This is a genomic window from Vibrio chagasii, assembly GCF_024347355.1.
GTDB classification, from domain to species: domain Bacteria; phylum Pseudomonadota; class Gammaproteobacteria; order Enterobacterales; family Vibrionaceae; genus Vibrio; species Vibrio chagasii.
The window spans coordinates 521310-548003 of sequence record NZ_AP025466.1 but is presented as its reverse complement, the minus strand read 5'-3'; the positions used below and the strand labels follow the sequence as shown (position 1 = coordinate 548003).

At 43.2% G+C, this 26694-nt stretch carries 19 protein-coding genes; 11 read left to right on the top strand and 8 right to left on the bottom strand.

Annotated features, from left to right (window positions below):
* Positions 1-168: 168 nt before the first annotated feature.
* The 3 genes from OCV52_RS18400 to OCV52_RS18390 form a co-directional block, all read right to left on the bottom strand.
* A complete protein-coding gene (locus OCV52_RS18400; protein WP_137407098.1) occupies positions 169-1593 on the bottom strand; it encodes a peptide MFS transporter in 1425 nt (474 codons plus the stop codon).
* 437 nt (positions 1594-2030) lie between these two features.
* Positions 2031-3368, bottom strand: a complete 1338-nt coding sequence (locus OCV52_RS18395; RefSeq protein ID WP_261900889.1) for an IS4 family transposase — start codon at positions 3366-3368, stop codon at positions 2031-2033.
* 124 nt (positions 3369-3492) lie between these two features.
* The gene (locus OCV52_RS18390; protein ID WP_137409098.1) at positions 3493-4032 is read right to left on the bottom strand and encodes a DUF3332 family protein; all 540 of its coding nucleotides are present in this window, start codon (positions 4030-4032) and stop codon (positions 3493-3495) included.
* 703 nt (positions 4033-4735) lie between these two features.
* On the opposite strand from OCV52_RS18390, the gene OCV52_RS18385 reads away from it, so the two are divergent.
* The gene (locus OCV52_RS18385) at positions 4736-5329 is read left to right on the top strand and encodes a hypothetical protein (protein WP_137409097.1); all 594 of its coding nucleotides are present in this window, start codon (positions 4736-4738) and stop codon (positions 5327-5329) included.
* A 303-nt stretch (positions 5330-5632) separates the two neighbouring features.
* Here OCV52_RS18385 and OCV52_RS18380 read toward each other — a convergent pair whose 3' ends face one another.
* The gene (locus tag OCV52_RS18380; protein WP_004738883.1) at positions 5633-5842 is read right to left on the bottom strand and encodes a hypothetical protein; all 210 of its coding nucleotides are present in this window, start codon (positions 5840-5842) and stop codon (positions 5633-5635) included.
* 924 nt (positions 5843-6766) lie between these two features.
* On the opposite strand from OCV52_RS18380, the gene OCV52_RS18375 reads away from it, so the two are divergent.
* The 7 genes from OCV52_RS18375 (at position 6767) to OCV52_RS18345 (ending at position 18047) form a co-directional block, all read left to right on the top strand.
* On the top strand, positions 6767-7699 hold the full coding sequence (locus tag OCV52_RS18375; protein WP_105023685.1) for a siderophore ABC transporter substrate-binding protein: 933 nt from the start codon (positions 6767-6769) through the stop codon (positions 7697-7699).
* A 97-nt stretch (positions 7700-7796) separates the two neighbouring features.
* A complete protein-coding gene (locus tag OCV52_RS18370) occupies positions 7797-8750 on the top strand; it encodes an ABC transporter permease (RefSeq protein WP_137409096.1) in 954 nt (317 codons plus the stop codon).
* Positions 8743-9693, top strand: a complete 951-nt coding sequence (locus OCV52_RS18365; RefSeq protein ID WP_137409095.1) for an iron chelate uptake ABC transporter family permease subunit — start codon at positions 8743-8745, stop codon at positions 9691-9693. The genes OCV52_RS18370 and OCV52_RS18365 overlap by 8 nt, the downstream gene beginning before the upstream one ends.
* Before the next feature lie 12 nt (positions 9694-9705).
* Positions 9706-10470 (top strand): iron ABC transporter ATP-binding protein, encoded by a 765-nt coding sequence (locus OCV52_RS18360; RefSeq protein WP_061032327.1) that lies wholly within the window; start codon positions 9706-9708, stop codon positions 10468-10470.
* Positions 10471-10745: 275 nt separating this feature from the next.
* Positions 10746-11771 (top strand): HD-GYP domain-containing protein, encoded by a 1026-nt coding sequence (locus OCV52_RS18355; RefSeq protein ID WP_137409094.1) that lies wholly within the window; start codon positions 10746-10748, stop codon positions 11769-11771.
* A gap of 82 nt (positions 11772-11853) precedes the next feature.
* Positions 11854-16698 carry an ATP-binding protein gene (locus OCV52_RS18350; RefSeq protein WP_240700713.1) on the top strand — a complete coding sequence of 1615 codons (4845 nt, stop codon included), beginning with the start codon at positions 11854-11856 and terminating at the stop codon, positions 16696-16698.
* 155 nt (positions 16699-16853) lie between these two features.
* Positions 16854-18047 (top strand): ISL3 family transposase, encoded by a 1194-nt coding sequence (locus OCV52_RS18345; protein ID WP_261900840.1) that lies wholly within the window; start codon positions 16854-16856, stop codon positions 18045-18047.
* Between the two features lie 47 nt (positions 18048-18094).
* On the opposite strand, the gene OCV52_RS18340 is transcribed toward OCV52_RS18345, so the two are convergent.
* Complete coding sequence (locus OCV52_RS18340) at positions 18095-18562, bottom strand: cytochrome b (RefSeq protein WP_240700693.1); 468 nt, start codon at positions 18560-18562, stop codon at positions 18095-18097.
* A 324-nt stretch (positions 18563-18886) separates the two neighbouring features.
* On the opposite strand from OCV52_RS18340, the gene OCV52_RS18335 reads away from it, so the two are divergent.
* Both OCV52_RS18335 and OCV52_RS18330 read left to right on the top strand, forming a co-directional pair.
* On the top strand, positions 18887-19726 hold the full coding sequence (locus OCV52_RS18335) for a tetratricopeptide repeat protein (RefSeq protein ID WP_004742431.1): 840 nt from the start codon (positions 18887-18889) through the stop codon (positions 19724-19726).
* Positions 19727-19870: 144 nt separating this feature from the next.
* Complete coding sequence (locus OCV52_RS18330; RefSeq protein ID WP_137408372.1) at positions 19871-21127, top strand: peptidoglycan DD-metalloendopeptidase family protein; 1257 nt, start codon at positions 19871-19873, stop codon at positions 21125-21127.
* Between the two features lie 99 nt (positions 21128-21226).
* On the opposite strand, the gene OCV52_RS18325 is transcribed toward OCV52_RS18330, so the two are convergent.
* Complete coding sequence (locus OCV52_RS18325; RefSeq protein WP_137408373.1) at positions 21227-21547, bottom strand: heavy metal-binding domain-containing protein; 321 nt, start codon at positions 21545-21547, stop codon at positions 21227-21229.
* A 45-nt stretch (positions 21548-21592) separates the two neighbouring features.
* A complete protein-coding gene (locus OCV52_RS18320; RefSeq protein WP_137408374.1) occupies positions 21593-22519 on the bottom strand; it encodes a LysR substrate-binding domain-containing protein in 927 nt (308 codons plus the stop codon).
* 91 nt (positions 22520-22610) lie between these two features.
* On the opposite strand from OCV52_RS18320, the gene OCV52_RS18315 reads away from it, so the two are divergent.
* Positions 22611-23621, top strand: a complete 1011-nt coding sequence (locus OCV52_RS18315) for a DMT family transporter (protein ID WP_137408375.1) — start codon at positions 22611-22613, stop codon at positions 23619-23621.
* 17 nt (positions 23622-23638) lie between these two features.
* Here OCV52_RS18315 and OCV52_RS18310 read toward each other — a convergent pair whose 3' ends face one another.
* The gene (locus tag OCV52_RS18310; RefSeq protein ID WP_137408376.1) at positions 23639-26653 is read right to left on the bottom strand and encodes an HD domain-containing phosphohydrolase; all 3015 of its coding nucleotides are present in this window, start codon (positions 26651-26653) and stop codon (positions 23639-23641) included.
* Positions 26654-26694: the final 41 nt, after the last annotated feature.

Genomic DNA, 26694 nt, shown 5'->3' with positions numbered 1-26694 from the left:
ATAATCTCGAACCAGAAAACACTCAATACTAATAATTATCATTTAGTATAATTTACATAATGAAAATCCAAAGGTGAGATTTTTTATAAATCATTAAAAATATAGACAAAAAAGCCCTTCAGAAAACTGAAGGGCTTGATGGGTTAGGTCGGTTGAACGTGAGAGTAGCTAGCTGTTAGCTTGTTCTAGTTCAATCGTTTCATCAGCGGCTTTTGCTGCTTCTAGCATCTTACGAATAATGAAAGATGCACCCATTGCAATACCTACCATTACTACCGCAAGAACAGTCAGCATTTGGAAGTAGTCGCCGTAAACTGTTTGAACGATCTCTTGTGTGATCTCTTGACCTTTCTCTAGTGCAATTGACGTTGAGAATACCGCGCCAACGATACCTGATAGTGCGATTGCTACAGAGAAGTTCTCGATGTGCTTAGGTGCCACAGACAGGATGAACGCCACTACCATAGAGCCCACAATTACTTCACCGAATGCTAGGAAGAAATGGATCGCTAGGAATACTTCAGGGCGAATTAGAACGTCTTCACCAACGGTAGTCACTGTCATTGTCAGGATACCAAAAGCGATAGCCGTCAGGATGAAAGAGAAACCTACTTTCGTTGCTGTAGAGGAGTTGATGTTTTTCTTTTCTAGGCTAGAGAAGATACCGGCGATGATAGGGCCAGCCACCATACACCATAGTGGGTTCATTGCCATTGACGCTTCTGGTGCAACAGGAATGAAGCCAAATAGGTCACCACGCATGGTGTTGATTGCCACCATTGTCATCGATGTCATCATTTGGCCGCAGTACACGAAGAAACATGTAGTCAGGAATGTGATGATTAAGATCGTGCCCATTTTCAGCATGTCTGATTTCTTTGATTTCACCATCAAAGAGACAAAGTAGATAATGGCTGCAGCACCGATCGCGTAAACGATGTTTTGGCCAATATCCATGTTAGAGAACATGAAAAATACTAAGCCGATCATTGCTGCAGATAAGCCTAGGAAAGCAGCCCAGTTTTTAGTGCTTACTGGCTGCTGGTCGATCTCAGCACTTGCTTCAACAAGGCCTTTACGAACAAACAACATCATCAGTAGTGCCGCGCCTGCTAGAACAGCAGACAGAAGGAAGCCACCGTGGAAGCCAACAACAAGCACTAGCATAGGGAATAAGTACTGACCTAACAGTGCACCAATGTTGTTTACGGAGTAGTTGATAGGGTAGCAGTTTTCAAAATCTTCTTGTGTTTTGAACGTGCGTTTGTAGAGACTTGGGTAAGAAGGAGACATCAAACCACGTGCATAACTTGCTAACGCAATACCACACAATGCCATAGGAACATTGGTTGCTGCTGCGCCGAGTACCAGTAAAACGTAACCACTCGCGAATCCTAGGAAAGCGATAGTCAGAGATCGGTAAGCACCTAAGAGTTTGTCGGCGATGAAACCACCGGCAATAGCAAACAGCGGTCCGATTGCAGAGAAAGCACCAACCACCATCATGGTGTCGGCTTCGTTGTAGTTCAGGTCCTCAAGGAAGAAATGAGTCAAGATCACCATGACGCCATAGAACGAAAGTCCAAACATCATTTGGCAGAACATCATTGATTTTTTTAATCTATTCTACATTATTTTATTCTCACATTAGTAGCAATATGTAGTGTAATTACCCAATTATAATACCATCAATAGTAATACATAAAATGAAACATCCGTCCCAAACAGGACTTTGCACGATATATCTTTTCTTATGAGTGCATTCATATTTTTCATGAATGAAATTTGCAATATTAGATTTTGCTTGTGGATGCATGATTGTGTGAAGTTTACTCATGTTTATTTGTGGCTAAGTAATGAACAATTAAAGGGAAAGTAAGAGGGTGTCATCTGGTAAATACTTTTAAGTGAGTATCACTTTCAATTGCCGGTTGGGTTTGAGCCAATAAAAAAGCCAGCTTGGTGGCTGGCTTTGTTTTGATATTGAAAACTAAGTTTACAAGAATGCCCCTTCTACAAGGCAATGTAGTTCACTTAAGCGGAGCTGCTTTGCGATTAATTGGGTAGCGAGTCTTTGATATTTTTACCGCCCTAGGCCGATTAGGCTTAGGGCGTTTGTCTATAAAGAGGATTGATAAGTCTCCCCTTAGACTCTTTAAACGCTTAGGTGTATTGCCTGGCGATATCGCTTTACTCATCACCTTCAGTTGGCTCGCTATAAACTGACAAGCGTATTTAAAGCTAATTTCATTCGGCATTCTTCCATGTTCAACTGCTGCCTGACTTGCTTCACGTCTTACCAAATTATAACCAAGCAACAGCCCCCAGAGTTCTTGATAAACAAGGTTTACTGTTTTACTGCGTAATACTAAGGCATTGTGTTGCATTGAGCTTTTGATATCACGATAACCTAATTCGATTTCCCAACGTTCATGATAAAGTTCGGCTACCGCTTTCGCGTCGTAGTCTGCTCTTGGAAGGGATGTAAAAACAGTTTTCTGCTTACCTTGTACTTCATAGGTCACCGCTCTGACTTGCCATTTTTCAGGTAAACTAGGGTTCTTTTTGAGAGCTTGCGGTGAGACGTTCATTTCGATGAGCATATCATTGCTTTCTTCTTCATCTAAAAGTGTGTATTTCAACCCTTTCCTTGCTGGTATCAACCAATGTCTATTAATACCGCTATTTTGAAGAGAGAGAAGTAAGTCTGCACCGTAAAAACCTTTATCTAGTAACGTCACAGAGTTATCTGGTAAAGAGTCGATGAAGGGCATAGCAAGTGGGATTTCACCACGCCGATAAGGGCTTATGGCAGCGTCAACGATGACATGAGAACGGACATTCATCATAGTCACAACTCTTAGCATTGGATGTGGTGTCTGCCTGCTACTCGAGGTATTACCCGAGCCAAAGTGCTCTCTAAGTTCGGGCGTATCCGCGGTGCGAAAAAGAGCACCGTCTACAGCAAAAACTTGTAATCCTTGCCACGTATCATCACGGTATCGTTCAAGACCCCACGTTCGCCCACATTGTTTAAACAACCACTCTGGTGCAGCACTGCCTAAACGTTGTCTTGCCTGGGTTAAAGCACTTTTTGCTAATAACTCTTCATCAGCCAAGCCATCCGCACAGACATTCATTCTTCGTGCGACTTCGGCAATTGGTTCATTACGGAAGAAGGCCATGCCGACAATTAGCCACAAGACCATGTCACTTGGTAGTCGACGTCGGCGAATAGTCGCTTTATCAGAAAGACTAGCTGCCTTAACAACCCATTCATCTGGGATATGTTCAGAGAAAGTGGTGAGTTGAGCTACATCAACAGGATTTTCTTCGAGGAAATCGACAAAATAGTTTTGGATAGACATAAAAAATCGGAAGCCTAGAAACAGGCTTCCGATTATCTCTCAGAAGAAGGATCGGTCAACCGATCCTTATCTGATCTACATTGCGGCGATTGTCGGGCTTTTTATTGTTTAGCAGAGCTGTGTCTTAAGATGCAGTTGCTTGTATTTTTTCTAGTTCCGCAATCGTTGTTTGCGATACGAGTTGGCCATCCATGTAGTAAGTCACATTTTGGCCTTCTTTGATACCAGTGAGTGTTGCGGTTTCACCACTGTTATAAACGATATCCATCTGGATAGTGTTTTCATCGATCTTAATCATTTCACCGGTTTCAATAGTACGGTTGTTAGATATTGGACCTACAGGCGCTTCTTTTAGGCTTGGGTCCAGGTCATCGTTCACTTTGAAGTGAGTGTCTGTTTTTGTATCAAATACGTGTGGTGCGCCACTGATAGGTTTTTTGCCTGTCCAGAATTCAAGTGAGTTGAATACCACGTAGCCTGCTGCGGTTGTAATACCGTACACAGGCGCTAATAAGAAGTTTACACCCGCACGAGCATAGCGGTTATCGACAACTTCAACGTTAAATTTCATCACTTTCCCTGTTACGGCGTTACTGCCGATACAACCAGTTAGCGCAGAAGCCAAAACCGTTAGTCCTACAATTTTAAGTGCAATCTTTTTCATTTTAGTACCTGTATAAGTTAGAAGTCTGTTTCGTTGGAACTGGTGTAGTATGGTTTTTATTTGAACGATAGTTTTACCATTTAACGCCATCGCTGATAGAAAGTGCTTATAAACTATGCATATAAAAACGAGTTAAAAATCTAGGCATACAAAAAAGCGCGACCTAGGAGGCCGCGCTTTTTATTGGTGAGGGGACGTAATGAAAGTAATGACTTAACCATTTAGCTTGGTTAGTAATTACGACTGTGCAAAATAGCTATTTCGTTATGTCGCTATCTTATTATGCAGCTACTTCATTTCATAGTTATATGCTTTGATGACTAACCAACGAGCGCCTCGAAACAAAAGGGAAGTAACTTTAAAAATAAATTTGGCTATCGAGACTGCCGCTTCGCCAGCTATGCTCATGCATTTATGCAGGTCGGATTCTTTGAATTCTGAATAGGTCATGTGTTATCTCACTTCTTGCCGTTATCTTTCATATATAAGTAAATGACTCCTGTCAGGTTGAATACCCTGTGCGCGTAATGTACGAATATTCATCAACTCATTCTTACCATTTGATGCCATTTGGTTTGAAAAGTAGTCGAACGAGAAAGGATTGATAGAAATAAGGTATTAACGTTTGAACTAGCCGAAAAATAGCGACTAATAATGTTATGATCTTGAGCCTGCACCGAAGTTATACAGAAAAGGAAAGAGAATGACCCACCTTAGAGAGCAGCAAGAAGCTGCAATGGCGATGTTTAAGGAAAACTTACACCTTCCAAATGGTGGTTTTCATAAACTGATCATCGAGCTAAGTAAGGAGTTTCAACTACCTTTTCAAAAAGTACGCACTGTTTTAAAAAACGCTCAGAAAGACATTGAACGCCAAATCCGTGAAGACTTTTCAAATGTTGATGAGGGCGTGATTAGTCAAGCTAATTGGGTGAATATCATTCGCTTAAAGTTGGTTGAGTTAGCTGAAGACAATCAAAGCGTGATGGACAAGTTGAAGTTAAATCCAAAGTATCAAAAGGTATTGGCAGCGACTAATGCCTCAATCTCAAGTGAAGACGAACGCGATGAGTTGATTGAAGAGTTGATTCAGGCTTATGAGAAAGAGGTATTCAAACCTTTATTGGCTATGCTGCACACCACAAAGCTGTATTGGAAGTTAATGCTGGTGGATGAAACATGTAAGATGACTGAGGAAAATCGCGATAAGTTCAGCGATTACCCTCAACACATGCAAGCTGCAGAACATCTATATACGCTTGATCAAAAGTTAAGGTCTATGCCGTTAACGCAATGATAATGTGTCATTGGTGATTCAAGGTTCAATCTTAATTGATTTCAAGAAGAGCTAATTGAAATAGAAACTGGCTTTCATCAGAAGCGATCATTCAAGATGACGCTTTCAAATCTCTACGCTTTTCAGACAAGCGTCAATTCAATGAAAACACGATAACCTAGCTAGCGTAAGCCGCGAGTGAAATGCAAAAAGGGCTAGGTTTCTATTCTGTTCCAGTTCTACTCTATTTTATTCTGCTAGAGCGAATTGAGGGTGACATCTGTGGGACTAACGGTGTTTCTTTCTGTTGCCTTAGGGGAAAAGCTATAGGAGTGTGAAATGTCCTAGGGTGTTTCCGTTGCGTGAAACGATAGTTCCGGTGCTGTCTCTTTCGTTAAATTCAAAGTCTATGAGATAACTGTTGTGTTGTAGCTTTGGCAATATATGGCGGTGAAGTATATCGCTATTGAGCTGTCTAATCTCGGCGACCCATGAAAGTTGTTCTTTGTGTAAGTCTATTTTGATCTTGAGCATTTACTACCTTTTAGTTTGTTGAATGATTTCTCGCGTGAGAGTTGGTACCAATGGATTTGTCTTGTTGTTCTTCGTGACATAACTTTGCCTTGTGTTTATTACATTTGTATTTAAGTGAACGATCTAATCTGAGTTCGCACATAAGAAAGCGAATAACGATAGATCGGTAGTTAGGATCGAATTTAAAAGCTATTGAATGACTATCTAGGTGAAAGCTGACGCAGAGATGGTGTAACGAGGTATCGAGAACTGTCTTTGTGGAACTTGGACTTACTTTAGCATTAACAGCTCTATAGATTAGAGCCAGATGGCGAACTATACGCCTAGTTTTTTAAATTACAACCCCATTTTTTATGAAATCTAAAAATAATTTTGATTGAAATATCATCGTTATTTAGCCGTAAAGGGAGAGTCATTGGGAGGTTACTCTTCTTAGTGCGGTGTCACTGATCATGTTTTCTGAACAAAAGTTCTCTTGTTATGCTTTGCGGTGTTTTTTACTATCGGTGATAACTAAGTTGCTGTCATATAGGAGTTTTACATTGTAAATTCCAAGGCTTCATGCTACGAGTCCTTGATTATGTTGCTTATTTAAAACTCCATTCTTCCAAATCCTGCTCCATTTTTCTTAAATGAGATCTATCCAGCTTTCGAACGCTGCGTCGATATACGTGTTTTAGATAGCGATCTAGCAATATATGAATAATCACTTTAACGTTTCTGAATAAGAAAGTTGTTGTGCAACTAAATTATTGCAAATATTATTGATAATAATTCTCACTTGCGTTACAAGTTTGTAGTCAAATCAATGACAAACTTTAAATTATCGTTATTTAGCAGTTGTGTACGACCCTTACTCACCTATGAGTATTCTGACTTTCATTGTCATGAGTGGTGGTTTGTCTCAATGGCAAAGGAAGAAACATGAAGAAAACAATCAAATCAGTTCGCCAGTTAGTGAGCGGGCTTGCTATCGTTCTTGCATCATCGCTGATGACCGCTCATGCGGAAACCGTCACGATTGAACACGTAAAGGGCACCGCGCAGTTTACTGAAGTACCACAACGAGTTGTTGTTCTTGGTTTTGGTAGCTTGGATGTACTTGATAAAATTGGTGTAAAGCCAGTTGGTGCACCTCACAGCCTAATGCCTGACTATCTTGAGTCATACAAAGAAACAACGAAAAACACTGGCTCGTTAAGAGAACCTGATTTCGAAGCTATCTACATGTTGAAGCCAGACGTAATCATTGCGGAAAACCGCATGCTTAAGGTTTACGACAAGTTGGCTCAAATTGCACCAACGATCATGTTCTCTATTGAAGGTGATAAGTACTGGGCTGATGCACAGCAAAACTGGCGTTCACTGGGTGAGTTATTCGGCAAGCAGGCCGAAGTTGAAGCGATCATCAAAGAGACTCAAGGTTCAATCACTGCTGTGAATGACAAAGTAACCTCGGGTGAAACGACGGCGATGATGCTAATGAACAACGGTAACAATATTGCGATGTTCAACAAAGGCAGCCGCTTCTCTATTATCTTTGACGATTTTGGCTACGTTGAGTCAAAGAGTGCGACAGTCGCACCAATCAAAGGTACGCACGGTAACCTTATCTCTTTTGAATACATTGCAGACGCAAAACCTGAAGTGCTTTACATCCTAGATCGTGAAAAAGCGATTGGCCGCTCTGAAGGTCGTGCACCTCAACTGTTTGATAACCCATTGGTAGCGGCAACGCCAGCAGCACAACAAGGTAACATCGTTTACCTTGATTCAAGTGCATGGTACCTAGCTGGTGGTGGTGTTACTGCAATCCACAGAATGTTGGGTGACATTGAACGTACCATTCAACAGTAATTTTTAACGAGTTTTTCGGGCTTATAAGAAACGTTCTTATAAGCCCTTTTTCACTTTTTATGCGGGCTACCCGAGACCTACCTTTAGTATTATTTCTATGTTGAAACCCATTGCAGCCGCTGTATTTCTTCTCGTGTTATGCGTTGCGTCATTGATGATAGGAGTCGCTGAAATCAGTTTTAGTGACTTCTTTAACGGCAACCAACACGCCAACTCTATTTATATCGTGAGTCGAATCCCTCGTTTGCTTGCCATTGTGCTCGCAGGCGCCGGTCTAAGTGTCTCAGGCTTAATCATGCAGCAGATTGTGCAGAATAAGTTCGCAGCACCGTCTACGATGGGCACGATTGACTGTGCCATGTTGGGCTACATCGTTGGTATTCTTGTATTGGGTAACGCGGCTCAATGGAGCTACCTCGGCTTCATCTTCGCATTTGCTGTGTTTGGCACCATGTTGTTGGTTCGTTTCTTACAGCATCTTAAGTTCAAGAATGCGGTACTAGTGCCTTTGATTGGTATCATGTATGGCAACGTGGTTTCAGCACTGACCACGTTTATTGCTTACAAGTACGATTTAGTACAAACCATGTCTGCATGGACCATGGCGAACTTCGCAAGCGTATTACAAGGCAGCTATGAAATCCTGTATCTTGCCGTTCCAGCTTGTATGCTGGCTTGCTACTTCGCGAGTCAGTTCAGCGCAGCGAGTATCGGTGAGAGTTTTGCAAAGAACATCGGCTTGAACTACCAGAAGATCGTGTTCATTGGTGTTGCTTTGGTGGCGATATGTGCGTCTTCAGTGGTGATGATCGTTGGTGTTATTCCTTTCCTTGGCCTTATTGTGCCAAACATTGTATCGCTGATGATGGGCGACAACATGAAACGAATCCTGCCTTGGACAGCTTACTGGGGCGTGATTTTAGTATTGGCGTGTGACCTGTTAGCCCGCATCGTCATTTTCCCTTATGAGATTCCAATCTCAATGGTCATCAGCATCTTCGGTGGCTTGATTTTTATCTACCTAATCATGAGAGACAAGTCGAATGCGTGATTCAGTAAAAATCGCGATTCTGGCTATCGCGTCTTTGGGTATGACGGCTATTTTTGTAGGGCAGGGGCTAACCTGGGATAACTACGAGTTTTTCTTGTCGCTAAGAATGCCTAAGCTGTTGTCCATCGTACTGGCGGCTGTGGCGATTTCTGCGTCGTCACTGGTCTTCCAAACCATTACCAACAACCGGATTCTCACCCCTTCAATATTGGGCTTTGATAGTTTGTATATGTTGGTTCAAACGTCGTTGTTATTTGTATTTGGAGGCACGAGCTTTTGGGTGATTGATTCCATTGCAAACTTCGGCCTATCTGTATCTGTGATGATCTTGTTCTCGTTTGCTCTGTTCCATTTTTACTTTAAGAGCAAGCGTAACAACGTATTTACCCTGCTGCTGATTGGTATTGTGTGTGGCAGCGTGTTCTCAAGCTTATCGAACTTCTTAGCGATGTTGATTGACCCGAATGAGTTTGCGGTGCTGCAGAACGTTATGTTTGCAAGCTTCAACAATGTGAAAAGCGAGCTGGTTTACCTGAGTATTCTTCCGCTAGGTTTGTGTTTGCTTGGGCTTTGGGTGTTAGCTCCAAAGTTGGATGTTCTATGGTTGGGCGTCGATAACGCGACAAGTTTGGGTGTGAATACCAAGCGATTAACTCAGATGATTCTGGTGATTGTGTCAGTAATGGTCGCGTTATCCACTGCTCTGGTTGGCCCAGTGCTTTTCTTCGGCTTAGTTACGGTCAGCTTAGCGCGCCAGATATTTAGCTCGTATCAACACCGTGTACTTATTCTTGCCAGTAGCTTATTAGCGGTGGTTCTGCTCGTGTCTGGTCAATGGTTCATTGAAAAAGTGATGGCCTTTGAAACCACGGTCAGTGTGATCATTAACTTGGTCGGCGGTTTGTATTTTATGTTCTTGTTGTTACGCACCAGAATTCAGTAAAGGTAGTAAGTAGTGATTAAATTAACAGGTTTAAGTAAGAAGTATGGCAAATCACTGGTTGTTGACGATGCCAGCGCTATGTTCCCAAAAGGGGAAGTGACTTCTATTATTGGCCCAAACGGTGCGGGTAAAAGTACACTGCTTTCAATGGCAAGTCGTCTAACAGAGAGTGATGCCGGTGAAGTGCTAATTGGCGACAAGCTGCTTGCTGAGTGGGATACCAAAGAGCTAGCGAAACACCTGGCGGTACTCCGACAATCAAACAACATCAATATGCGATTTACGATTCGCGAATTGGTCTGTTTTGGGCGTTTCCCGCACTCGCAAGGTCGCTTGAAAGACGAAGACAACAAGATCGTTGATACAGCTTTAGAACACTTAGGTATTACTGATATTCAAAACAAATACCTTGATGAGCTCAGTGGTGGTCAGCGTCAAATGGCATTTATTGCTATGGTTGTCGCACAAGACACCGACTATGTCTTCTTAGATGAGCCCCTTAACAACCTAGATATTAAGCACTCTGTTGAAATCATGCAGACGCTGCGTCGCTTAGCGCATGAGTTCAATAAAGCAATCGTTATTGTTATCCACGACATCAACTTTGCCTCTTGTTACTCAGACAACATCGTAGCGATGAAAAAAGGCCAAGTAGTGAAGTCTGGCAAGGTTTCTGAGGTGGTTGAAAAGTCAGTGATGGAGTCGATCTACGAGATTCCATTTGAGATTCGTGAGTTCGATGGCGTCCGAGTCTGTATGTACTACTCAGGTCGTTAATCAGCCACCCTTTGAACTCATAAAAAGAGCTCCCAATGTGGAGCTCTTTTTTTAGGTAATCAACCTTAGTTGTAAGGTTATATTTATGATTTCTCTTTTATTTATAACCACTTAATCGACGTAATATTGACAGGTTTCTACATCGAAAGTGATAGTTTGATGTCACTCGAAGATCTGCTCTTCATTTTTCAAAATCATTTGCCATTTTTTGTGCCTTGCATTCCAAAAACGTTCTACACTGGGTTATAACTGTTTGATTTTTATACGAGGTATCAATGAGTCGTAAACCAATAGTGCTAGTCGTGGATGACACCCCAAGTAACTTGGATGTGTTAACGGCAATACTCAAAGATACCTACCAAGTTAAGGTAGCTATTAACGGAACCATTGGTATTAAAATTGCCAAAATAGTCCCTCAGCCAGACCTGATTCTTCTCGATATCATGATGCCCGATATTGACGGCTATGAAGTGTGTCGACAACTAAAAGCACAGCCGAATACCGCGCATATTCCCATTATATTTGTGACCGCCAAAATAGACCCTGAAGCCGAAGTGAAAGGGCTATCTTTAGGCGCTGTTGATTACCTTACTAAGCCGATCACACCTGAGATCGCGCTGCAACGTGTGAAGACTCATATTGCTTTGTATGACCAACAGCGAGCGCTATTTAGCCAAGTGAAAGAGAAAACCCAAGAGATCAATCTTGGTAAGTTAGAGACTCTGAATATTTTGGGTAGGGCGGCTGAATTCAAAGACAATGAAACGGGCATGCACGTTATGCGCATGAGCCACTATTGTGAAATATTGGCGAAGGCATTGGGTATGACAGACGAAGATGCCGAAACGCTACGAGACGCAGCACCTATGCATGATATTGGCAAGATAGGTATCCCTGATAGTGTGTTACTCAAGCCGGGTAAATTAGACCCGGACGAGTGGGCCACCATGCAAAAACACGTCGAATACGGTGTAGAGATACTCGGCAGGCAGAGTGACTCTAATTTGATGCGAATGGCCATTCAAGTCGCGCAATATCACCATGAAAAATGGGATGGCAGTGGCTACCCGAAACAAATAGCGGGCGAAGCAATCCCTCTGGTTGGACGCATTGCTGCGGTTGCCGATGTGTTTGATGCTTTGACAGCAGAGAGACCGTACAAAAAAGCTTGGAGCGTTGATGAAGCGCTGGCTTTGTTTGAAGAGCAAAAGGGCAAACATTTCGACCCTAGAATCGTTGAATTACTGTTTGAAAACCTCACTAAGATCTTAGCGATTAAAGAAAAATTCAAAGATGAGTAATCGATCCAATAGATGCAGTGCTTTCATTTCGAGGCTAAAAAGTTCAGTGATTTTCTTCTCGGTATGGTTGTTGTCCGTGCTTATGTTTGTTGGCAGTGCTTATGCCTCTGAAGTGACTGATGCCGAGCTAGACCTATGGTTAGACAACAAGCCAACGGTGACTTTCATTGCTCTTGCTAACCATTATCCATATTCCTTCCTTGATGATGACGGAAAAGTCTCTGGTATTGTTAAAGATTGGACACAGGATCTTGAAGAGCGGTTTGGTGTTCATGTGAGGTTCATAAGCGTCAGCTCTCGCAGTGAAGCCAAAGCTGCACTACTTGATGGACGAGGCGATGTTTTCCCATTCCAACAGTTTGATCCAAGTGATGGAGGGCGTTTTCTCTCGAGTGACCCGTATATCCCTTATCAGGTTGCTGTGATTGCTCCCATTGACAATAAAATCGACACTAACCTAGACCAAAACCATAAACGACGCATTGCTATGGTTAATGGAAACATAGACTTAAAAAAAGCAGGCGTTCAACTTAGCTCTATTGAACGAGTTGATTTTAATAACGTGATTGATGCGGTGAGAGCTCTAGGGGAAGGTGAGGTAGAAGGTATTGTCGCAGAGCCTATCACGACGATGGACCTTGCCAGAAAAGTCGGTGTTCATGATTTAACGATTAATTATGTATTAGAGCACTGGAAGAGAATTCAGGCGACTATGGTAGTACGAACTGATGATGTGGAGCTGCTGACGTTAATCAACAAACAGATCAAAACCTTTGATGTTCGCAAAGAGAACCAGATTTTATCTAAGTGGCTAGATGCGTCTCCTTATCGGGTTCCACTTAAAGGCGTGTTTGGCTTCGGTAACCCTCCTTACATGTATCCAGATAGTACCGCTGTTGGCTTGGAGCACGATATTATACAGCGCGCATTGAATGACATGGGCCATAAGCTAGGTGACGTTGTCACGCTTCCGCCGAGTGCCGCGAGGAAGGCCATTGATAATAATAACTCGATCTCTTTTGTCTCAGGCGTTCAGGCTGACGATCCGGATGCCCACTTTTTAAGTGATAGTGTTATTAACGTTGAATTCGTCCCTGTGTCGCTGGCAAGGCGCCAACTCAATCTTAAATCTCAGAAAGGCTTGTCTCTAGGGGCGCTGCTATTTGATGACACCTCACCGATAAAAAACTCGATAGAGATGCTTTCTAAGGAAGTTGATATCGAACGAGTTGAAGATATCGGTACGTTAGAGTCGGCATTCGCACAGTTAAGAGCACAGAGCGTAGATGTCTTAATGGTCGAGAGGCGAGTACTGGAGTGGTTTATTACTAATACTCGCTTTATTGAAATGTCAGAACTTCGATTACACGATGACTACCAAGTGGAGTATCCAATCTATGTCGATTTTAAGAGTGAAGAACTGAGAGACCGATTTAACGCTGCGGTGGCCAACCTTAAGCAAGTCGATGATGGTTTAAGCCAAATCATTGAGACTCATATCCAGAGTGACCTAAGCCAGGTTATGAAGAAAGCGAGTATTATTGCTCAAATCTCGGCTTATTTTATCGTAAATGACCGCTTTGACGACCTGTCTGAGCTCTTTGAAGTATTTGATACAGACAGTTCATTTCAGGTGATCACAGCCCAAGCAGACAACAATAATCGCCCAATTAAAGCCTGGTACATAGGTAACCTAGTTGATGATTTTGGAGAGAAGCGCAATACCTCCCATTTTGCATCAGTGACCAAAGTCGCCAGCTACCGCACGAAAGGTGGTATTACTAATTCGGGCTCCATGACCTTTTACTTTGACACTCGATCTCAACAGCGAAACCATATTTACTTCCCAGATATAGAGCAGTTCAATTCGTTTGGTGAACCCGCTAAGCGGTATATTGCAGAGATATATCAAGCAAATAACTTAACGGGAGAGATCTTAAATCTAAGTGAAGAGGAGAGGGAGTGGCTTAAAAATAATCCAACGGTGCGAATCGGTATCGACCCTAATTCACTCCCGTATGAGGCTGTTTCTAGTACTGGCGAGTACATCGGTATGATTGATGATTACCTGGAACTCATCGCGCAGAAAACAGGCTTGAACATTGAACATGTTGATGTGGTGAATTGGTCAGAGACTCGAAGTTTAGTTGATCATCAAGAAGTTGAACTCGTCTCTGCCGCGCAAGAAAATCGCTCCTTGGGAGAGCATGTCAGAGCGGCAAATAGCCTGTTTTCTAGCCGTTTGGCACTTGCATCAAGACGAGAGGTGAGCAGTCTGGTGCTCGATGAAGCGACAGGATGGAAAATTGGTATTTTAAGAAATGCAGCGAATACTGAGGCGATAGTAAAGAAGTATCCAAACGTTGAGTGGGTATTTGTTGATTCAACCGCAGAGGGGTTGAACTTGCTAGATGATCAAAGCTTAGACGGAATGATCGATACGGTCGATGTCTTAAACTATTTGATTGATTCATTTGGCCATCGAGATATTGGGATTATCGGCCGACTCGACTTTTTCCTTTCACCGACCTTACATGTGATCAAATCTGAACCTCTTCTATTTTCTATTTTGAATAAAGCCATTGATAAGATCTCTGCAGAAGAGCATCAAAAGATATCAGCGAAGTGGGCAGCACCAAAAGCGATAGAAAGAGTTGACTATCATCTGGTTTACACCATCTCCGCCTTTTCGTTGGTGATTTTTTTGCTGATTGTCTTCTGGAACCGAAAACTCGCTAAGCAGATTAGCATAGCCAATCAAGCAACAGAGGCACTCAAAAAAGCACAAGACCAACTCTATAACATGCTGAATAGTTCCCCAATTGCCGCTGCTGTGGTGTCTGATGAGCAATGTCGTTATGCGAATGACACAGCAAAACGCTTGTTTGGCGTTGAAAATAAGGAACTCTCGTCTATCGATGTAGTTGCTATTCATGATTCTCTCGAAGTTCGTGATGACATTCATAAAGAGCTCAAGCTAAACGGAAAAGTCGTGAACAAAGAGTTAGTGCTTAGAAAGTCAGATGGCACTCGTTTTGTCGCACTTGTTAGCTATTACTTGTTTGAGCTTGATGGTGAAATCGCAACGCTATTTTGGGCATTCGATATTTCTGAAATGAAGCGACTTAACGAGCAATTGGCAGAGGAGAAAGAGAGAGCAAACCTCGCAAGTCAGGCCAAATCAGAGTTTTTGGCGAATATGAGCCATGAAATTAGAACGCCAATGAATGCCATTATTGGCTTGTCTTATATAGCTATTGGGGAAATCTCTAACCCTACAGCCCGCAACTATATCGAAAAAGTGCACCGTTCTGGGCACTCTCTGTTAAGCATAATCAACGATATTTTAGACTTGTCCAAGATAGAAGCGGGTCAGTTGTTTATCGATAATATTCCATTTAATGCACTAACGACATTTCAAGACGTGATTGAGTTGATGGAATCGAAAGCTGCTGAAAAGCAGCTCAACTTGTCGATGTCGGTTGACCCAGAACTGGATACCCCTCTTATGGGGGACCCACTCAGATTGTTCCAAGTGATACTTAACCTGATAGGTAATGCGATTAAGTTTACCGAAAAAGGCAGCGTCACGTTAACCGTCGATGTAATGGAATCGAATGATAACAACTTGACCATGAGGGTCAGCGTTGTGGATACCGGTATTGGGATCTCCGATGAGAACCTCCACAAACTATTTCAAGCGTTTAGCCAAGCAGACACCACAACAACGCGCAGGTTTGGTGGCACAGGGCTAGGGCTCAATATTAGCCAGAAACTTGTTAACGCGATGGGTAGCCAAATTACGGTTGAGAGTGAGTTTGGGCAAGGCAGTGAGTTTTCTTTTATTGTGACACTTGCAAGGTCGACGGATGAAGAACTCGCTAAGTTTAAAGCTCAAGAATTGCAATTGGATTATCAGATAGAGTTTAAAGGGCAGAGGATACTGCTGGTGGAAGATAATGAGCTAAACCAAGATCTTGCATTGGCCTTCTTCAGTCGATCTAAGTTAGATGCCGACCTTGCCGAAAACGGAAAAGAGGCATTAGCGTTGGCGCAGAATAATGACTATGAAATGATCTTTATGGATCTGCAAATACCAATTATGGATGGGTTTGAGGCTACAAGGTTGATCCGTGAATTCAATAAAACTGTGCCTATTATTGCGATGTCGGCCAACGTGTTTAGTGATGCAAAACAGAGAGCGAGGGACGCAGGCGTAACGGACTTCTTGGATAAGCCGATCATTATTGATAAAGCGACGTCTTTGATCTCAAAGTATATCGTTCCAGAGGTATACTTTGAGGGGCAAGCATCTGCGCCTAAATTAGTTGATGAATCAGTTTCTGACAACTCTGGCTTGCCTATTTTCTCACAAGCTCGATTTGAGCAGCTCACTAATAGCGATACATCCTTGCAAAATAAGGTGTTGGATAGGTTCTGCCAAGGGGCGCCATCGATGTTGTCTGAGGCGTTCGATAATCTAGCGCAAGAAGAGTGGGTGACGTTAGAGCGGAATCTACACACCCTAAAAAGTATGGCGGCTTCAATTGGCGGGCAGAGGCTCGCTGAATTACTCAGTGACTTAGAAAGTCGAGCTCACAATAGGATATGCGTGGAGCAAGATCTTAAGCATGGCGAAATTGGCTTAACGGAGTTAATTGAAGCGGTCGAGCGCGATTTTGGCAAACCATGCGCAACTACAGCAGATAGAGGTTCAGATGATACTTCGGACTGTTCTGAGGTTGCTCCTGAGCAAATCGCTAAGCTGCTATCTCTTCTCGAGGCTTACGATAACGATGCGACTCAATACGTTTCGGAGTTACTCATTGAACACCCTGACTCGAGTGCTTTAAAAGAGGTGCTGAGATTGCTAGAGAGTTACGATTTTGAAGGTGCCACTGAGGTGCTCAGCGCTTTACAGCCATAGAACCAAAGCCTTTTGCTAGTATTCAAAGCCTTTAGCTATCGTGGTTAAAGGCTTTTTTTAGGTTCATCGCGGATTAGCGGGAACTAAAAACAAAAACGGTAGTAAGTGATATGGTTTAGTCGCCAAACAAAAATCATACACAAACTACCGTTTTCATGCCGAATCATACTTTCCTATCTTCATTCTGGGAAGGCTTTCAAGTCGTAAAGTCTCACCAGACAGCATCACTTATTACCCTGACTCTTGAACCGAACTCTGAGGCTAAGTGCCTTTGTGGTCTCGAGGCCGAGGCTATTCATGAGTATCAATGGCGTCATGTAAAAGAAGCCATGTTGCTCGGTGTTCCTGTTGTTCTTTCTGTTCAAACGCGAAGAATCAAGTGCCGTGAGTGTGGCATAAAAACAGAATCTCTATCTTGGTTGGAGCCTTATGCTCGTATAACGAAGCGCTTAAGAAGCTATATAGAACAATTACTGCCTCTTCTTCCTATTAAGCATATCTCCCGGTTAACGAACGTTCATTGGCACACCATTAAAGAGATAGATAAATCCCGACTTAGAAAAGTGGTACCGCCAGTGAAATGGGAGGAGCTAAGGCAACTCGTCATGGACGAGTTCGCCATCTTTAAAGGGCATCGATATGCCACGGTCATCGCTGACGCTAAGACACACCAAGTCATTTGGATAGGGTTAGGCCGAAGCCGTAAGGACATACGGCCGTTCTTCGAGCAACTAGGCAAGCATGGCAATAATATCGAAGCGGTCGCAATGGACATGAATACGGCTTTTGATCTTGAAGTTAAAGCACACTGTCCGAACGCAAAAATCGTTTACGACTTATTCCATGTTGTTGCTAAGTTCGGTCGAGAGGTGATGGATAGAGTCAGAGTCGACCAAGCCAACAAACTCAAGCAAGATAAAAAAGCGAGGCAATGGATCAAGCGCTCACGCTGGGTGTTGCTAAAAAACAGGGGTAATTTGAATACACAGCAAAACAGCTATCTTACCGAAATATTGAATATCAATAAGGACTTAATGACCACTTATATACTCGGAGCACAACTCAAAGAGCTTTGGTATTGTGAATCAGAAGTACATGCTAAAGGGCTCTGGGAGGCGTGGTGGGCACAAGTACAAGAGAGTGGAATTAAGCCATTGAAAGAGTTCGCACGAAAACTAAGGCCTTATCTTCACGGCATTATCGCATCTGCGAGTTATCCGCTTAACACCTGCACATTGGAAGGGATAAACAACAAGATAAAGCTAATCAAGCGAATGGGATATGGGTATCGAGATACAGACTACTTCTTCTTGAAGATAAAAGCGGCTTTCCCCGGAAAGCCGCGATGAACCTTTTTTTTTGGTCGAGCTTTAAGTCCAAAGTCTCACAGTATTATTTAAATCATCATTTTTAATACATAGTTCTTAGAGACAAAGTGGTGTTTAAGTGCTGCGCTAATATGTAAAACAATCAAACAAGCTAGGGCAATACAACTGACATGATGTAAATAAAAGAAGAAGCTGTTGATTGCTGGGTTGGTAATTAGGTTTTCGACAGTGGTTAACCAGAATAATGAGTAAGGTTGTTCCAGCATCAAATAGCCTGTACTGAACACCATAAACATGGCGAGGTACATCAAAGAGTGAGCAAGCTTAGCCACACACTTTTGCCCCTCTGGTATTGATGTTGGCATGGTTGGAGAAGAGCGAAAGTGACTCCAGATATAACGAACCACGAGCAATGGCGTCGCAACGGTCGCCAATGACATGTTAAGCACTGATAAGAATGAAAACAGCTCTGGATGACTGGTCACATAGTGCATCACATAACCTGCGATTGTGGCATAAATGATTACTGAAGCCATTACCCAGTGCAGTACACGGCTTACTAAATCGTATCTTGGATTATTCAAATTAACCTCGCTCTGATCGTTATTAATATAAGTTTCACCTCGATGCAATAAATCAAATGACTCTATATTCGCATCGCGAATTAATTATATAGAACAGTATTACTTGGTATTTTTATAATTTAGAAATTAATGATGTTGCTTCAGGTGTTTTATAATTATCAATGATGTTTTAGAGTGTTAATTCCAATATGGATAAGGCAAACTTGCCCACTTCCTAGCTTGTATGCCTATTACGAGATACAGTTAGGTTAAAGATAAATATATAAGGAGTGTATAATGCTTCGAATCTTATTGATTGCAGTTATCTCAGTGTTCAGCACAATGAGTTTTGCAAGCGAAGAAGTTAAGTACTCTGAGAAAGAGTATTTGGATAGACCATTGATGGAACGCTATATCTTGGATGAGTTGAAGCAACTGAGAATCGAGCAGCAGGATCTTGAAAGGCGTCTCACCATTCAGATGACGGATCGCGAGCTCGCTGTGGCGGATAAGTCACTCAATTATGCCAATGTCACCGTTACCTATTTCTTCTACATCATTGCAGGCGTAGCGTCTTTAATCGCCTTAGTGGGTTGGCAATCGCTCAAAGAGCTAAAACACACTACCAAAGAGATGGCAGATCAACGACTCAATACTATCGCTCAAGAATATGAGAAAAAGTTCAACGTGCTTGAGAGAGACCTGAAGCGTAAAACAAGAATCATTTCAGAGAACAACCGAGAAATCGAAATCATCAATGAGATCCACAATCTATGGTTGAGGGCGCAAAATGCTCAAACCGCGGAACAGAAAATTGAAATCTATGATGAGATTTTGAAGGTTCGTCCTGGGGACTTAGAAGCATTGACATACAAAGCGGACGCAGCGATGGAGATTCAGGAATACCATTGGGCGATGAGCTTATGTAATCGTGTGTTAGAGGTGGATGACCAGAATGCTCATGCTTTATATCAGCGGGCGTGTGCTTACGCTAGGTTGGGAGCAGAAGGGCAAGCGATTGATGATTTAGAACGTTCCGTCGAAGCCAGCGGCTCAATGCGAGAGTTGTTGGCTGAAGAGCCAGACTTCGAAATGCTTCGAGGCTTAGAGCGTTTTGAGGCGCTTCGTGAAGAATAAATGTTTGATGGTATGGTGGGTTTCTTAAGCCCACCATACTTTTATGCTTTATAAAGAACGGTTTCTTAACTTTCGTTTGTTTTTTTGAATTGATTGTTATGTTATAACACTTTCAAGTTCCTTGTTATAACTGCTAAGTAATTTATGAAGTACCTCCGCATTAGCCTGATTTTTGTCGCTATCAGTGCATTTTCACTTGCCGCATTGCTCTCTTTCCATCCGGAGCCGGAAAAAGAAATTTCAATAAAAGTAACGCCTTATCAAGAACTACACATGGACGGTGAGGAACAGGCGCACCCACAAGCTAATTCGAGCTCATTGATCAAAATTCACTACTTTGTAAAAGTAGGGGATACACTGAGTAACATATTCGAATCGTGGAATCTGCCTTATGAAACAGTTCATAAAGTAATGGAAGCGGATCTTGAATCCTTGAAACTCGATACCATAAAACCCGGTGACCACTTAGAGTTGCTTTTAGATAGTGACTCCAAACAGCTTGTTGAGTTGGTGTTCCACGAAAGTCTGGTTGAGCAAGCTGCCTTTACTCGAAATGATGATGGGAGCTTCACCTATAAATTCCACGAGATACCAGGCGAATGGAGAGAAAAACTCTACGCGGGCAGTGTTCATGGTAGCTTTTCAACATCGGCATACAAAGTTGGGCTTACAACAGCTCAGATTGCCAATATTACTCGTACGCTGAAAGATAAAGTTAACTTCGCTCGTGAGCTTAGAGCCGGTGACAGCTTTAATGTACTGGTAAAAGAGCAGTACACAGACAACCACTTAACGGGAAAAACAGAAGTTCAAGGCATCTCAATTCAATTAAGAAACCGAGAAGTAGCAGCGTTTTTGGCGCATGATGGTCTTTTCTACGATAGAGAAGGCAATAGCCTAGAACAAGCCTTCGATAGATACCCTGTTGACAGAAAGTTCCGAAGAATTACCTCATCGTTCAACCCGAAACGAAGACATCCTGTGACAGGCCGAATCTCGCCGCACAATGGTACTGACTTTGCGACGCCAGTGGGCGCCCCGGTATATTCAACGGGTGACGGCCGGGTTGTCGCGCTGCGCGACCATCCTTATGCCGGGAAATACTTGGTGATTGAACACAACAGCGTATACACCACTCGTTATCTTCATTTGAGCCGCTTTTTAGTTAAGAAAGGGCAGCAAATTAAACGAGGTCAGAAAATTGCGCTATCGGGTGCAACGGGGCGTATCACTGGTCCTCACTTGCATTTTGAGGTGTTGGTTCGTGGTCGAGCCGTGGATGCGATGAAGGCGAATTTACCGATGGCAAGTTCGATTATGCCTAAAGATAGAAAAGAGTTCTTGGCTCGAATCGCTTCTTTTGATGCCATGATCTCTGAGCCAGCAGGCCGTGCGAGTTAGAGATATTCAAACCTAACCTAGCAACGCATACAAAAACGCCCTTTAGCTAGTGATTTAGCTAAGGGGCGTTTTTATAGGTAATCACGACTTAGCGAGTAATTAAGCCACTACTACCGCTGTGCCGCTGGCTGATACCATTAGCATGCCGTTACCTGTTCCAAGTACTTCGTAATCAATATCGACACCGACCACTGCATTTGCACCAGCTTCAATGGCTTTCTGTTCCAGCTCTTTGAATGCATAGTTACGGGCTTTTTCGAGTTCCTTTTCGTAGGTGCCAGAGCGCCCACCAACAAAATCACGAATGCCAGAAAATATATCCTTGAATACGTTCACCCCTAAGATAGCTTCTCCGGCAATAACTCCTTTGTAGTCGACAATGCGTTTGCCTTCGACAGATTGTGTGGTGGTAATGATCATAATGGCCTCTTGTAAGTAACGGTTCTAGTGGACGTTGTCGTTATTCTAATCTTGTGTTGTATCGCTAAGTGTCATGTCTGAATTGGCAAATTCATGTCTTAACCATGTTCTCAGTTGTAGCACACTTTCTTGTTTTAACTTGTTTTTTGGGCAAACAAAATAGAAATCTTGATGTGGGTTAGCAACGGGGGCACCAAGCTCAACTAGCATGCCGTGGCTAATGTCATCTTTTACAAACAAGCGATGGGTGACTAATACACCTAGTGAACGAATCGCGGCTTGTACCGCTTGAATCGACACATCAAACGTTAGGTTGCTGTGAAAATTTGGCATCGGGATTTGGTAATGATCACACCACACTTGCCAGTCGTGTTTTCGCCTTGGGTTAAAGACACCAATCGTGGAGTTTTGCTCAACAAGCTTTTTGACGCTTAAATTCTCATTACTTTTGAGGAGCGCAGGGCTACACACCAACACCAGATCATCATCGCCCAGTTTTTCGCTGTAATACCGCTCCCACTCATTGGACTTGCCATGTACAAGAGCAATATCAACCCCTTCTTGTTCAATATCGAAAGGGCCTGTTAGTGTTGAAATTCGAATATCAAGTGAGGGAGCAAACGATTGAAAGTCAGGGACTCGAGGGATCCACCAGTGCATGGCGAGCGAATTTACCATGTTGAGTGTGATGCGATGGTCATTAGGCGTCCTTGCTAGCTCTTCAGTGGCTTCTATCACTTGCTCCAGTGCGGGAGCAACTTTGCGATAGTAGCGTTTACCTGCGGCATTTAGAACAACACGACGACCTACTCGCTGAAATAGAGGCTTATTGACCTGCTGTTCTAAGGACTTGATGGCTTGGCTTACCGCAGAGTGGCTGACATACAATACACGAGCGGCATCGGTCATGCTGCCTGTCTCTGCGACAGCAATGAAAGCGTAAACGGATTTAAGCGAAACGAGCTTTTTCATTGGTAAGTTTTCCTTACAGTTATGGTTAATATTACTCGCTATTTTTAATGACGTCACGCTTCTAAAATAGACAGCATAGGAGGTGATAATTATGTCTGATATTACCAAGGCGACGACTTTCATGTTGTTGTCGACATTCAGTTTGTCTTTAAGCGGTTTAGTGGCGAAGTATCTATCGGAAGCGATGCCTATTTCGTTACTGAGCTTTGTTCGTTTTTTGTTGCCTAGCCTGCTCTTATTCTTGTTTCTTATCTTTTCTAAAATTAGTAGGCCGACGGGAGGTATGTGGAAGCCATTGGTGATGCGGGCGATATTTATGGTGGCATGTCAGTGGTGTTTTCTTACGTCGTTACAAACCTTAACGTTGGTAGAAGGTGTGGTGCTATTCAGTACTGGCCCTTTGTTTATACCGTTGTTAGAAAAGTTAATGTTTGGAACCAAGGTTCATGGAACAACCGTATTCTGTTTAGCGATAACCTTTGTTGGTGTTGTGATGATGGCAGGGGATTGGTCACAGTTTAAATTTGGCTCTGAGTTCTTGAGGCCTGAATTGCTGCTTGGTTTGCTGGCTGGAGTATTCAACTCAGCGTCACAAGTGAGTTTATATCGTGCCTCTAAGACTAGTCTCACACCTGCAGAGCTCAATGCTTGGACATTTTTAGTTGCGGCAATACTGGTTATCCCGATGTTGGTGTTCACCTCAGTACAAGGCTTTTCTGGAGTTCAGGCTGACTCAGGCATTCTTAATATTTTAAAGACGGTTGACCAAATCGGCTGGATTGGAATCGGGGCATTTGGATTAGCGCTATGTACTGTTAATACACAGATCTTCCGCTCAAAGGCTTATAAGCTTGCAGAGAGTGGCTCTCAACTGGCGCCACTAATTTTCACTAACATGTTGTTTAGCGCGTTGTGGCAAGGTGTGTTCTTTGATGATGTATTTTCTACTCAGCAGTTGGTTGGTATTAACCTGATTGTTGCTGCGAGCATCACTAATACCTTGTTAGCTAAAAAGCGTAGTAAAGACGGGCAAGCAGCCAAGCCAACGAGCAACTCCAAAGAGAGATCGGTGTTGGGTTTACAGCCAATAGTTAAGCGCTAAACCTTGTCAGTAACAGTTTAAAAAAGTGAGCGAATATACTCTTTTACTTTTTCGATGTGTTTCGTTTCATCGATATCGCATCGTTGGCTTAACTCAAGGAATCGCTCTGCGTATTTGTCATAGATTTTATTTTCTAAAAACAGTAAATAGAGTTTGGGATCAATATGACCGCTCGTCGCCATGTTGGTCATGATATTGAGCGATTCACTGAGCAGCTTTCCTTTTTTATACGGACGGTCGCTGGAAGTCAGGGCTTCAAACACGTCAGCAATCGCCATGGCTCGGGACGGCAAAGGTAATTGATCTTCACTCAACCCACGAGGGTAGCCCTTACCATCAATACGTTCATGATGCCCACTGGCAATTTCGGGAATATTTTGCAGGTAAGGTGGGTAAGGGAGCTTGTTTAACATGGTGAAGGTCTGAATGATATGGTCATTGATCATGAAGCGTTCTTCTTCGTTGAGAGTGCCACGATTGACTTTCAAATTGTGCAGCTCGCCTTGGTTGTATTTGACCTCCCCAGGCTTAAGGACGAACTCTTCTTGCCACAATTCTGCTGGGTTAAAGCCATTATCCCATGGGATCTTGTGCTCTGGCTTGTCCGCAAGGAGTGGTTCCATCACTGGTAATGTCTGTTCACTGTGATCTGGTTTAGCGTCGGCAGATTGCGACGATTTCTGCCAAGAGTTGTACCTCTCTTTTTCAGCCCAAGATATTCCAAGTTGATCATCTAACGTTCGTTTCCATTGACGCTTGGCTATTTGGTCCAATCGTTGTAACTGTTCTTGTGTCATTGATTCTCCGCCAAGGTTGCACTGAGCAACAAAGGCAAACTCTTCATCGAGGTCGGAAAGGGTTTGTCCTAGGATCTGTAGCTGCTCTTCTTGAAGTCCACCATTCGCTATCGCTTTCCAGTAGTCAGTTTCGGCTTGTTGTTTGAGTAGTTCAAATCGCATACGAACTTCGTGGATTCGGTCGTAAATGGTCTCAAGTTTGGTTGCTTTGTCTACCACATACTCTGGGGTGGTGACTTTCCCACAGTCATGTAGCCACGCGGCTAACATCAACTCTTCCCACTGTTTGTTGTCCAGAGAGAACTGAGGGTAATAACGGTCGTCATCGATAGTCGCTTGGGTTAACCATTTGGTCAGCTCGGGTACTCGTTGGCAGTGACCGCCAGTGTATGGGGATTTGGTATCAATCGCAGAGGCGATCAGTTCAATAAAGGCGTTGAGCATGTCTTTCTGTTGCTGCATTTGGTCGATGTTGTCTTTGGCTATTTCCGCGAAGCTCAATAACTCTCTTAAAAAGGCGTGTTTATCTGCTTGAGCTTTGGTAATCGGTCTTTCATAGCCAATCGCCACAATACCAACCAACAGTTTTTCGCGGTTCAACAACGGAAATAGGTACAGATCTGAATTGAAGATTGAGTCTTGATAATAGTTGAGTACATTGTCTTCTCGATTTAGGTGGATGGTCTCTCCTGACTTGAGTTTGCACAGTAACCAAGGTGTGTGTTTGATGAAGTCATTGATGTCTGCTTTGAAGGGAATGATCGCTAGGTTGGCGGCGGTATCAAACACATCTTTCTCTTCTGATTGAGTGAACAGCACAATGGTTTCGGCTTTGGTTATCAGATAGCTTTGGTGAGCGATGTTCTTGGCAAGTATCGAGAACTCCTGATTCCCTGCTGTGTCCCGAAGTAAGTTGATGAGGTCATGAAGCGTGTGTTCCATTAATTCAATGGAGTGGGCGAGGTTAGCGACCTCTTTAATCATGCTCTTCGGATAATGGGTACGACGGAAATCGAACCGAGCGATGTTATCGGTAAGCTGCATCAAGGTATTGAGTGGTTGGGATAGACGATTAGCAACCAACCACACGATACCAAAGCAGATAAACAACATCCCAATCGCGACCGCGACTTGTTTGTCACGCATCGAAATGAGGTCAGAAAGCAGTTCATTGTGTGGTGTCGCTTCTGCCAAATAGAGGGTCACGTTTTGGGTGAGCTCAACCGGAGTTAAGGTCAGTGCCCATGTGTTCAGGTTGTACTCGACGTTTTTGAGATTGAGGTTAAACTTTTCCTCATCTGAGATTAGCGGCCCCAATACTGAAGATTTTAACGCCTCCATTTGCTCTCGTTTGGGGATGTTGAAAAAGCTCTGCTCCTGCTCACTACCAGAGAGTTTTCCTGCGCCATTTACATTATTAGTACCGTCATGGTTAGCTTGGAAGGTGAGGTTAGAGGTCGTTAAATCCAGTTGATGTTGACCAAGAAGGTTAAAGTGTTGGTCAAATAGAGCCAGTCTCGTCTGCGGAGAGTAGGCCAGCTCACTGATCTGAGAAGAGAGAGAACTCAGCGTGAAGTCGGCGCCTACCACGTGCTTGCCATCAGCTGAACGCCTAGACAGTGTAATGCCATTGGTTTTAAGGAAATAAAAAAGATAGGGCTCGGATAGGTGGATTGAACCATCGGGCTTTGCATTGCGATACCAAGTACGAGTCGTTGGGTTAAATTTACTCTCACTTTGCACCGTGCTGATGACCTGATGCGCACCATCGAGGTAGGTAATAAAGTTCTCACCATCCAAATTAGTGCTACTGACCATCATGGTCGCTTTGGCAGGGGCATTATTTTCGGCCCTTTGTTTATTGGTGCTCAAGGGGCGGAATATTCTAAAGTCGCCATCCTCCGAGCCATAGAAGAGCGCGACTAAATTAGCATTCTGTTTGAAGATAATATCAACCGACGCTAGCCAAGACTCCTTCTCGATAGAGGAGCTTTGTTGATTAACAAACGGACTGACAGCCATCACGTTCAAAGTGGTGATGACAGGCGCTATTGCTTGCTTGAACACCGACTCTAGCTTGTCACTGTGCTCATTACTTACCTCGCGAACGGTTCCTAATAGCAACTCTTGAGAGTGCCGATAGCTTATAGATATCAAAACTGCGCCGACAAATGTTGTCAAAATTAGGAAAAGGCTAGTGATGTGGATACTCAGCGGATAACGTCTTCGTCTCATCTAACACTCCAGCGTGTGAACTGGTTTAAGTATTGACGAAC